At 63.5% G+C, this 11008-nt stretch carries 10 protein-coding genes; 4 read left to right on the top strand and 6 right to left on the bottom strand.

From position 1 onward, the window contains the following. Positions 1-3: 3 nt before the first annotated feature. The 3 genes from AAGQ88_RS11895 to AAGQ88_RS11885 all read right to left on the bottom strand — a co-directional run bounded on the left by AAGQ88_RS11895 (position 4) and on the right by AAGQ88_RS11885 (position 3098). On the bottom strand, positions 4-876 hold the full coding sequence (locus tag AAGQ88_RS11895) for an ABC transporter permease (protein WP_342655462.1): 873 nt from the start codon (positions 874-876) through the stop codon (positions 4-6). After that, positions 863-1936 (bottom strand): ABC transporter ATP-binding protein, encoded by a 1074-nt coding sequence (locus AAGQ88_RS11890; RefSeq protein ID WP_342655461.1) that lies wholly within the window; start codon positions 1934-1936, stop codon positions 863-865. Before AAGQ88_RS11890 ends, AAGQ88_RS11895 begins: the two co-directional genes overlap by 14 nt. Before the next feature lie 85 nt (positions 1937-2021). Continuing rightward, positions 2022-3098 (bottom strand): ABC transporter substrate-binding protein, encoded by a 1077-nt coding sequence (locus AAGQ88_RS11885; RefSeq protein ID WP_342655460.1) that lies wholly within the window; start codon positions 3096-3098, stop codon positions 2022-2024. Between the two features lie 221 nt (positions 3099-3319). On the opposite strand from AAGQ88_RS11885, the gene AAGQ88_RS11880 reads away from it, so the two are divergent. Further along, entirely contained in the window at positions 3320-4303 is a 984-nt protein-coding gene (locus tag AAGQ88_RS11880) for a LysR substrate-binding domain-containing protein (protein WP_342655459.1), read from the top strand. A 10-nt stretch (positions 4304-4313) separates the two neighbouring features. On the opposite strand, the gene AAGQ88_RS11875 is transcribed toward AAGQ88_RS11880, so the two are convergent. Then, the gene (locus AAGQ88_RS11875; RefSeq protein ID WP_342655458.1) at positions 4314-5660 is read right to left on the bottom strand and encodes an MFS transporter; all 1347 of its coding nucleotides are present in this window, start codon (positions 5658-5660) and stop codon (positions 4314-4316) included. 466 nt (positions 5661-6126) lie between these two features. Further along, positions 6127-7125 (bottom strand): NAD(P)-dependent oxidoreductase, encoded by a 999-nt coding sequence (locus AAGQ88_RS11870; protein WP_342655457.1) that lies wholly within the window; start codon positions 7123-7125, stop codon positions 6127-6129. 113 nt (positions 7126-7238) lie between these two features. Here AAGQ88_RS11870 and AAGQ88_RS11865 point away from each other — a divergent pair, with 113 nt between their 5' ends. Then, positions 7239-7874, top strand: a complete 636-nt coding sequence (locus tag AAGQ88_RS11865; protein ID WP_342655456.1) for a TetR/AcrR family transcriptional regulator — start codon at positions 7239-7241, stop codon at positions 7872-7874. A gap of 21 nt (positions 7875-7895) precedes the next feature. On the opposite strand, the gene AAGQ88_RS11860 is transcribed toward AAGQ88_RS11865, so the two are convergent. Continuing rightward, positions 7896-8714, bottom strand: coding sequence for a transporter substrate-binding domain-containing protein (locus AAGQ88_RS11860; RefSeq protein ID WP_342655455.1), 819 nt, complete (start codon positions 8712-8714; stop codon positions 7896-7898). A gap of 282 nt (positions 8715-8996) precedes the next feature. Here AAGQ88_RS11860 and AAGQ88_RS11855 point away from each other — a divergent pair, with 282 nt between their 5' ends. Beyond that, entirely contained in the window at positions 8997-10346 is a 1350-nt protein-coding gene (locus AAGQ88_RS11855) for an APC family permease (RefSeq protein WP_342655454.1), read from the top strand. A 131-nt stretch (positions 10347-10477) separates the two neighbouring features. Beyond that, positions 10478-10993: a GNAT family N-acetyltransferase gene (locus tag AAGQ88_RS11850; protein WP_342655453.1), complete on the top strand. Its 516-nt coding sequence runs from the start codon at positions 10478-10480 to the stop codon at positions 10991-10993. The last annotated feature ends 15 nt before the right edge of the window (positions 10994-11008 follow it).

Here is an 11008-nt window from a genome sequence, read left to right as displayed (position 1 = left end):
GGTTTACTCGAACACTTGCTTGAAGCGGCGCTCGGCCAGCTTGCTGCAACCCAGAATGATGATCAGATTCGCCAGCAGCAGGAGCATCGCGATGGCGGCGCCGAGGGGCCAGTTGAGGGTGCCGAGGAACTCGTCGTAAGCCGCCGTCGCGACCACCTTCAAGCGTCTGCCACCGATGATCGCCGGCGTGGCGAAGGCAGACGCCGCCAGCGCGAAGACGATGATCGACCCCGACAGCACGCCGGGCATGATCTGCGGCAGGATGATCCGGCGGAACACCGTAAGGCGCGATGCCCCCAGCGACAGCCCGGCCCATTCGACCTGCAAGTCCAGGCGCTGCAACGTCGCCCAGACCGCGATGACCATGAACGGCACCAGCACGTGGGTCAGCGCAATGATCACGCCGACCTGGGTGAACAGCATCCGCACCGGCTGATCGACGATGCCCAGCGCCTGCAGCGCATCATTGATCAGGCCGTTGTTGCCCAGCAGAATGGCCCAGCCGAGGGTGCGCACGACCACCGAAATGAGCAACGGACCGAGCACCACCATCAAGAACAGCGAACGCCAGCGCGGCGCCATGCGCGCAATGATGATGGTCTCCGGAATGCCGAGCAGCACGCAGAGCACCGTCACGGCCAGCGCCATGGCGCCGGTGCGCAGAAAGATTTCGTGGAAATAGCTGTCGCGGAAAACCTCCACGTAGTTACCCAGGCTGTAGCCCGGCATCACGCCGGCACTGTCACTGAACAGGTTCAGGGACAACACGGCAGTGAGCAGCAATGGCGCCAGCAGCAGCGCGCCGAAGACCAGCAGCGCCGGCCCGCTCAACATCCAGGGCGCAGCGCCCACGCGTTCGGCGTCATACCTGACCATGGGCGACCTCCCGATCGAGCAGGCGCAGATCGTCGTCCGACCAGTCCAGACCGACCTCGGTCCCCTCTTCCGGCGGCGGCGCGCCGAGGTTCGGCTGTGTCATGTGCACCAGCCCCAGACGACTTTCCACAGCGATCAGCCAGAGATTGCCGAGGAACACCCGCACACGGATCCGCCCGCTCAGACGACCGCTGCCGACTGCCGTGAGGCGCACTTTCTCCGGGCGGATGTAGACATTGACGTCGTTGCCCAGCGAGCGATCTTCATGGGGCACGTGCAGCAGCGTGTCGTGCACCTGCACGTGGCAGCAGCGTTCGTTGCGCAGTTGCACGGCGCCGGCAAAGGCATTGGTCTTGCCCAGAAACGCCGAGGCGAATGGCGAATGCGGCCGCTCGTAGGCCTCGAACGGCGTGTCGATCTGCACGATCCGGCCCTTCTGCATCACCGCGATGCGGTCGCTCATGGTCATCGCTTCGACCTGATCGTGGGTCACCAGAATCGTGGTGATGCCCAACTCGCGCTGGATCGCCCGCAGTTCGATGTGCATCTCTTCGCGCAGTTTGGCGTCCAGGTTGGACATCGGCTCATCGAGCAACAACAGGTTCGGCCGGATGGCCAGTGCCCGGGCAATGGCGACGCGCTGACGCTGCCCGCCGGACAGCGCCTTGGGGTAACGATCACCGAGCCCGACGAGCCGGACCAGATCCAGCGCCTCGTCGATCCGCGCGGCGCGCTCGGCTTTGGCCACGCCGCGCATTTCCAGACCGAAGCTGATGTTCTGCGCAACGGTCATGTGCGGGAACAGCGCGTAGCTCTGGAACACGATGCCCAGCCCGCGTTGCTCAGGCCGCACGTGGGTGATGTCCCGGCCGTCGAGGATGATTCGCCCGTGGGTGGGCTGCACGAAACCGGCGATCGACTGCAACGTGGTGGTCTTGCCGCAGCCGGACGGGCCGAGCAAGGCGACGAATTCGCCATGCCGGACTTCCAGATTCAGACCGTCAATGGCCTTGAAGCTGCCGTACTCTTTGACGATGCCTTCGAGTGTGAGGAATGCCATGGGCGTGCCACGCAGGAGAACCTGCGTCTCCAGAAAGGTTATCGGAGTGACCGGGCCAGGCCCGATCAACGATCAGCCATCGCGATCAACGCTCGACGGTGCGATTCCAGCGGGTCGTCCACTCGCCGCGCTGCTGGTTGATCGTGTCCCAGTCCACCTTGATCAGCGCGTTGACCTTCTCCGGGCCATAGGGCATCCGCGCGGCCAGTTCGGGGGTCAGGGTGACGGTCTGATTGACCGGGGCGAAGCCGTTCTCCTGCGCCTGAATCTGCTGAACCTCAGGCGAAAGCACGTACTGGATGAACGCCTGGGACAGCTCCGACTGGGCGTTCGGCGTCACGCTGCAGGCGGCAATCTGCAGGGCGATGCCACCTTCCTTGGGGTAAATGAATTTCAGCGGGAACCCGGTGCCTTGCAACGCCACGGCACGCCCGCTGCCATACACCGCCATGACCACGTCGCCGTTCTGCATCATGCCGTCCATCTCACCCGGCGCCGACACCCAGGCGAGCACGTTCGGGCCGATCTCATCTTTCAGAGCCTTGAAACCCGGGTCGATGTTCTTCTCGCCGCCACCGCGCAAGCGGGCCATTTCAACCAGCGTGTGCAACCCGTAGGTGTTGGTCACTGGGGGCATGCCCAGCAGTTGCCGGTAACGCGGATCGGTGAGGTTTTCCCATGAGTCCGGTGCTGCCCAGCCCCGCTTTTTGAAAGCCTCCTCGTTGTAGCCGATGCCGGTGGCGACCACGCCGATGCCGGTGGCTTCAGGGCTCAAGCGCGCCACGGGATAGAGATCCTTGTACACCGGCGCGTCGCTGAGCTTCTCGCACAAGCCCATCTGCAACGCCTGGTACATCGGACCGTCGTCCATCATCGCCACGTTGATCTGCTGACGGCCTTTCTGCGCCTGCAACTTGGCCAGCGTCTCGGTGGAGTTGCCGGCGACGTAGACGACTTTGACGTTGTGCTGTTTTTCGAAAGCCGGAATGACCTTGGTCTTGTACATCTGCTCGGTGGAACCGCCGACGCCGGCGACGTACAGCGTGGGTTCGGCGAACGCCGGGCTGCTGCACAGGCCGGCGAGCGTCAGGCTGACGGCAAAGGCGAGACGGTTGAAAGGACGAAACGGCTGTGCTGCGGGGGACGAGTTAAGGCTAATCACAGACTATCTCCGAAGTGCATGGGGCAGATCGAACAATGCGTCAGTCGCTCCGGCCTGAACCGGAGCCATGCATGCACGGTGCATGCTCCCGGCGAATCCATCGCGGGGTGGCGCATCTTCATGTGCGCTATGAATGGCTGACCCGAGTATTGCGAGGCCCCTCCCATATGGTCAAATACGGATATGCGGGTTAGTTATTCATATTTGATATGGAAGGCAGCATGAATCTGAGACAGATCGAAGCGTTCCGCAGCGTCATGCGGCTGGGTTCCATGACCGCGGCGGCCGAGGTGCTGTACACCTCGCAGCCCAATGTCAGCCGGCTCATTTCACAGCTGGAGTTGAGCACCGGACTGACGCTGTTCAAGCGTGCCGGGGTGCGACTGATCCCCACGCAAGAGGGCCAGGCGTTTTTCCAGGAAGTCGAGCGCGCGTATGTCGGCATGGACAGCCTGCGCCTGTCGGCGAAGAACATCCGCAATCTCGGCACCGGCCGTTTACGGGTGGCGGCCGTGCCTTCAACCGGGCTCAGCGTGATCCCCAAAGCCTTGAAGACCTTCACCCAGTCGCGACCCGAACTGACGGTGTCGCTGCACGTGAACTCCTCGCCGACGGTGGAGCAGTGGGTCAAATCGCAGTTCTGCGACATCGGCATCGTGGTCCACCCCGGCGATGTCAGCAGCGAACAGATCGAGTTGCTGGCGATGATTCCGGCGGTGTGCGTTCTGCCCGCCGCTCACCCGCTGGCAGGCCGCGAGCAGATCACCTTCGCCGATCTCGAAGGCGAGACCTTCGTCTCGCTCTGCCACGGCGATGGCACTCGCTCGCTGGTCGACGGGTTGTTCGAACAGGCGGGGGTCGAGCGGGTCATGGCGGTCGAGGCGCAATACAGCGCGATCAATTGCGAGATGGTGGCGCTGGGCATGGGCATCACCCTCGCCCACCCGCTGGTGGCTCAGGATTACCGTCACCGCGAGATCGCGATCCGGCCCTTCGCGCCGGACGTCCTGTTCCCGACCTACGTCATCTGGCCGCCCCTGGCTGCCCGCACCCGGCTCGCGGAGGAGTTCATCGACACGCTGAAAACCTTCTACCGCGAAGCGTTTCCGACCAGCGTTCAATCACCGCCTGAACCCGCTGCCCGCGCTGCCGCTGACGCGGGCGTGCGGTCGAAGCCCTCTTCACGCAGGGCTCGACCGGATTGACCGAAGCGGGCTATTTCGGCTCTTCGGCGTGGGCCCAGCGGTAGTCCAGACGCGGTGCGCGGATTTTGATCTTGCGTTTGATCTTGATGAGGATCGGCTCATGCACCGGCTCTGGATCACGCAGAAACGCCGTCATGACCGCGCTCAGCGCATACAGCCCACAGAACGCCCAGACCACGCCCTCAAGCCCGAAGCGATCGTTGAAAATCGCCACCACCGCCGGCCCCACCCAGGTCGAAGCCCCCGCACCCAGGCTCAGCACCGAGAGCGCGGCGGCCTTGTTCTGCGGGGCAAGGGCCGGCGCCAGTGCCGAGAGCGGCACGAAGCAGGCCAGCGTCAGGCCGTAGAACGCGCCAAAGACCGAGGCGATGAGGAAGTTATTGGGGAACATCTGCGGCATGAAGAAGAACAGCGGCGTGCTGATCGTGCTGCCCACCGCGCCCAGCCAGAGGATGGTGTTGCGATAGCCGATCCGGGTGCTGATCACGCTGGAGGTGAGATTGCCGATGATGTTGAACACGAACACGATGGTCAGCAGGCGCAGCCACTGCTCCAGCGTGAAGCCGACGGTGTGCATGAAGAAACCGGGCATGACCACCAGGAAGCCGAACATCGACGAGGTGTTGATGACCCGCACCAGCCCTGCGAGCGACACCTTCGGGCGCGTCCACATGATGGTGATGTTCTTGGCCATCGACACCATCGGCCGCTCCCCCTCCGGCGCCAGGCGACGCAGGCCCGCGGCGTCGCGCATGCCGATCAGGCCGATCGCGCCGCCGATGACCACCAGGCCGAACGACAGCCAGAATGTCTGCAACGCGCCGATCAATGGGATGCTGACGCTCGCCACCAGCGAACCCAGCGTCGGCAGTCCCGCCGCATACGCGACCCAGAACCAGCCGACCGCCATGCCCATCTTGCGCGGCGGCGTGGCCGCGGCGATCCATACCAGAAAGCCATAGGCGAACAGCGGATACCCGAAGCCACGCAGGCCGTATGTCAGCAGGATCATCGAATAGCTGAGTTTCTGCAGGCCATAGACGAGAAACAGCACCTCGAACACGCTCCAGATGATCAGGCCCAGAAACATGACCCGCTTGGGGCCCCAGATGTTGGAAAGCGCGCCGGCGAGCCAGGAAGAGATCCCGACGGTGACGCCGTAGAGGGTGAACACCATGGCGACTTCATCACCGGGCATGCCGCGTTGGCTGAGGAAGGGAGACAGGTAACCGAGTTCGACGCCGTCGCCGATCATGAAGATCAACAGGCCGACGAAGCCCCAGAACATGGGGTAAGGGATACCGATTTTGTCGCAGAGTCTGGCGAGTGAAGAGTTCGGAGTGGATTGATCGCTCAATGGTCCGTTCCTTTTTTGCAGCACGGCGTTTGGGCACGCCGAATGAATGGCCTCTATGAGGTTGAAAGGCAGGCTGGATAGCGCAGATTGCCGCATTGGCAGGTGCATCGGATGACAGGGCGAGTTCGCCACGGTGTCGTCAGTGCGGGTCATTCGTTACAAGGCTTGTCTCGACCCGCCACCCGTGTATTTCCGGGTGTTGCAGCCCGACGCCCTTTCTTTTATGCCAGTTGAACCGATTCAGCACAACCGCTTGAGCGGCCGCGACCTGCGACAACGTGCCCGGTTGTCAGGCCTGCAGCGCGCGGCGTCTGGGGGCATGGGAAGTAAGGAAATAACTTGAAAAAAATCTCGCATCGGCGCGATCGACAGTGAACGGCAGGCAGTCTGGCGTGCGCCATTCAAAGCGACTGGACAAAGGGTCACGGCCAGCGCGTGTGCCGACCGTGCTCAACGAAGCAATTGCTCAGAGCGCGCGCAGCTCTCCGCCTTCTTGTGTCAGACGCTTGAGAAACCTGTCTGCGTTCAATACCTGATAGGGGAAATACAGGCCCGCGGGCGTTGCCGGCTGGCCGTCCAGCCCCAGTAGGCGCTCCAGCACCATGGCGACGCTCAGGCCGGTAAGCGCCGCGGCACCCGCCGGGTGCACCACCGCGTGACGCGTGCTCAGCGGTTTGCCCCGCAGGTCTTCACCCGCCAGCTCGATGATGATTTCGGTCGACATCGGCCCGCCCCGCCGTCGGCTCGAACTCACCCCCGTCGCCAGATTGAATTGCACATTGGCGGCGCCGGTCGCGGCAGCAAGGCCTGTGACGTCGATGGACGAAAATCCGGACGCCTGGATCGGCGTACCGTCCACCGCGTCAAAGCTGACGTTGGCCTGCTCCCCTTCGCGCCATCCGAACACGCCATCGCGACGCGTCAGCGCGGCAGGCAGCATGCGGTTGAGGTGCTCGAAATCGCTGGCGACGGTGGGGCCGCCCGTGTCTTGCTCGTCGACCAGCGCGTAAATCGCGATGTCAGTGACGCGACCGAACGCCCGCGCCAGTTCAAGGGTCGAGACCGTCGTTGCGCCGACCATCCACTCGTAACCGAGTACGATGGCGGCAGCGTCAGGCCGGTGCATGTAGGTGGCGATTTCCGGTGCGATTTCGAACACGCCAGAAGAGATACTCAAATGCGGGACGCCGCGCGATTGCGCATAACGCAGCCCCGCGAGGGCGTGATCCATGTAGAAGACCACGACGCCGCTGATGCGACGCTCGCCCAAGCCGAGATCGTCTGCGCCAGCGTCGATCTTCACACCTTCGGCGCCGCCCATCTGCACGGCGGCCTGCTCGGCCTTGCTCAGGTCGCGGCCGCCGATCAGCAACGGCACGTCCGGATACATGGCGCGCAAAGCCCGTGCGGTCTGGTGGCCAATGGCGCCAGAACCGCCCATCAGTAGAATTGGATGCAAGGACATCGTCTGTTCTCCTTGTTTTCTCGGTAACAACCTACTACTAGTAGGCACCCTAACACGCCCCTTTAGCACCGTAACCTACCATTGGTAGGTTTTATTATTCAGGGACACATGCCGTGCAAGAAGACAGTAACGACACCGCCGCCCAGCCATCATCGCGGCGGCTTTCAAAAGCCGAGCGGCGCCGACAGCTGCTGGACACCGCCCTGCTGATCGTGCGCGAAGAGGACGCAGACCGGCTGACGCTGGGCCATCTGGCCGTCCGCGCCGGCGTCTCCAAACCGGTGGTCTACGATCATTTCCCCACGCGCTCCAGCCTGCTGATCGAGCTGTACACATGGATCGATACCGAACGCGTCGCGGCTTTCCGTGACGCCATGTCCAACGGCACGCGGACGTTGCAGGAGACCGCACAGGTGCTGGCCAGCGCCTATATCCAGTGCGCGGCCGACAACACCGACGAGTTCCACGCGGTGGGCGCCGCGCTGGCAGGCAGTCAGGAGAAAGCCGCTGTCTTTCAGGAGTTGCTTGATAACTGCGTGCAGATGTTCATGGCCGTGCTGAAACCCCATGCGGCGTTTTCGGCAGATGAACTGGAGCGACGCTGCACCGGTCTGGTCGGCGCGGGCGAAGCGTTGGCGGGCGCGTTGGTTCGAGGTCGCTATGGCATGGATGACGCCATCGCATCATTTGCCGTTTTGATTCAGGGGGCATTGCGCGATGCGGATCCTGCGCACCGTGAAGGTGCTTGAACCACGCCATGTCGGTGCGCTTCAAGGGTTCAGACCAGCCTTCTGCTGGGCGTTCCACAGCGCCAGATTAGCCTTCACCAGATCCTGCGCCAGAGGGCTCGAGACAATCTTCTGCATATCGCTGTCGATCTGTTTGCGCAGCGACGCCGAGATGCAGGGCGCCTTGGCTGACAGCGCCAGATAGAGCCCTTCGCTGTTGATCGGCGGCTCGAGCGCAACGACATCGCCTTCAATGCCGAGCTTCCTGGCCAGCGCCATGCCGGGGAATTGTTCGAAGATCACGTAATCGTTGCGTTTGAGGATGAGCTTCTGGAACGCCTGGCTGGCGGTGGGCACCTCCTCGAGCGAGAGATTGGCCCTGGCGTAATCATCGAAGGCCTGACCGAAGCTGTTGTTGACCAGCGTTCCGCCGCTGCGCCCTGTGAGGTCAGACCATTGCTTATAGGGGAAGACCTCGTCGCGCCTGACCCAGACCATGCTGGGCGTGAACAGGAACGCCGGTTTGACGAAACTCAGCGTCTGCTCACGGTCGGCCGTGAGGAAATACCCGGCGAGCATGTCGATACGTCCTGCCCTCACCTCTTCCTGCGCCCGAGACCACGGCCCGCCGTACACTACATCGATCCGCAGCCCCAACAGCGTGCCCAGATGTTTGATCAGGTCGGCGTTGGCACCGATCAGGCGACCGGGGTCGTGGGGATCGCGCCACAGATAAGGTGGGTACTCGGCGTTGCCCGTGGCTGTCAGGTGCTCGCACGCCGGCTCGCTCAGCGCGAGGCCGGGCAGCGCCAGCATCGTGACCGCCACACACATGATTCTGCACCCACGAAGCCCGACCATATTCAACCTCTGAAAGAACACTGCCTGTGGGCGCCCTGCCCGTGGTCGCCAGTCGATCCTTTGAAAAGATAGGTCACACCGCGCCGAGCAGTCATCTTTTTGCAGCAATACGCCTGCCACTTCGCCCACCGCGCTGGGCTGCAACGAAACAGTCCGTGGTCCAGGGTTTGACAAATGTCCTGAATCTTCTTGCGCCCCCACGATCCTTTGAATAGCCGTGAGGTGAGGCGCAACGCGTCGGCGACACCCGACCACGGACCAGACAAAGGGCAAGGAGCAGCAATGGCGAGCGCAATCAGTCAATCCTCATCAGCACTCAAGCGGGCCGTTTCAGGCCCGATGTTGCTGTTGTTCATCCTCGGCGACGTGCTGGGCGCAGGCGTTTACGCGCTGGCGGGCACCATCGCCGGCCAGGTCGGCGGCGCGGTCTGGGTGCCGCTGCTCATTGCCTTGCTGTTCGCCTTGCTGACCGCAGGCTCCTATGCCGAGCTGGTGACCAAATACCCTCACGCTGGCGCTTCGGCGGTGTTCGCCGGCAAGGCGTTCCGATCACCGCTGATTTCGTTTCTTGTCGGTTTCTGCATGCTCGCTGCGGGCGTGACCAGCGCCGCCGGCCTGTCTCTGGCGTTCGCGGGGGATTACCTGTCGCCGTTCATCGAGGTTTCGCCTCATTACGCGGCGCTGGCGTTTCTGGCGGTGATCGCGCTGCTCAATGCGCGCGGGATCAAGGAATCGCTGTCGGCCAATCTGGTCATGACGCTGATCGAAATCTCCGGGCTGCTGATCGTGATATTCGCAGCGGCCTGGTTTTTCCGCTCGGGTGAAGCGGACCTTGGCAGGGCCATGACCTTCAAGGCCGGGATCGACCCCGCCGTCGCGGTGCTCAGCGCAGCGTTGCTGGCGTTTTATTCGTTCGTCGGTTTCGAGACGTCTGCCAACCTGGCGGAAGAAATTCGCAACGTGCGCACCACTTATCCGCGAGCGCTGTTCGGTGCGCTGCTGGTCGCCGGCGCCATCTACATGGGCGTGGCCATCGCCGCCGCGGCTGTCATGCCTGTCGAGCAATTACTGCATTCTTCGGCGCCGTTGCTGGAGGTGGTGAAAGCGTCGGGGCTGGGCATACCGCCACGTCTGTTCGCCTTCATCGCCCTGGTCGCCGTGGCCAATGGCGCGCTGCTGACGATGATCATGTCCAGTCGGCTGGCGTACGGCATGGCGCGTCAGGGCTTGCTGCCAGGGCCGCTGACCTATGTGCTGCCGACGCGGCGCACGCCCGGCGTGGCCATTCTGGTCACCTCGGTGCTGGCTGTGATCCTGACGCTGACCGGCTCGCTGGCCACGCTGGCGCAGACCGTCGTGCTGTTGCTGCTCTTCGTGTTCATCAGCACCAACCTGGCGGTGCTGGTGCTGCGCAAGGACAAAGTGCAGACACCGCACTTTCGGGTGCCGACCTGGGTGCCTGTGCTGGGTATCGCTTCTTGCCTTTTGCTGCTCAGTCAGCAGAGTCTGGACACCTGGCTGCGCGCCGGTGCCCTGCTTCTCGTCGGGGTTGTGCTGCATGCGATCACCCGCGCAGGCGGCGTTCGCCCGGTCGCGCCGGCCGACATCGAACTGGCCCACGAAAAACTGTGAGGCCCCTTCACTGAGCCTGCATCCGGCTGGCAGTCCGGGCAGCCATCAGGCCCGGCGATACGGCCGGGCGCGGGGCATCCGCACCGCTTATACTGCGCGGCGTGAACCCACGCCACTGCCGAGCCGATACCATGCCCGTTTCAAGTGACCGCCTGATCTACCGCCCTCCTGAACCGGGCGACGCCGCCCGTCTGTTCGACATCTACAGCGATCCCGACACCCAGCGCTTCAATCCGGCCGGACCGATGACATCCTTGGCGCAAGCCGATGCCCTCGTGCGTACATGGATCGAACACTGGCAGCAGCACGGCTTCGGCTGGTGGGCCATCGCGGAAAAGGTGGCGCCGCACCGGCTGACAGGTTTTGGCGGCGTGGGTCATTACGATTATCTGGGCGAGCCGCGGCTCAACATCGGCTATCGCTTCGCCAGCGACGCTTGGGGCAAGGGGTATGCGACAGAACTGGGCAGGTTCGCGCTGCAGGCGGCGTTCGCTCAGCCTGGCATCGAGCGTGTCTGGGCCGTGGTCCGGCCGGACCACCTGGCCTCCATCAGGGTGCTGGAAAAAATCGGCATGCACCGCAGCGGGACGCTGGATGACGTTCCGGGCAGGCCGCCCAGCCTGGTGTTTGTGGTCGAACCCGCGTGAGCCGGGCGGCGCGGC

This window comes from Pseudomonas sp. F3-2 (assembly GCF_038804275.1).
In the GTDB taxonomy this organism is placed as follows: Bacteria; Pseudomonadota; Gammaproteobacteria; order Pseudomonadales; family Pseudomonadaceae; genus Aquipseudomonas.
The sequence above is the reverse complement of the archived record's forward strand: the minus strand, read 5'-3'. Positions and strand labels throughout refer to the sequence as shown.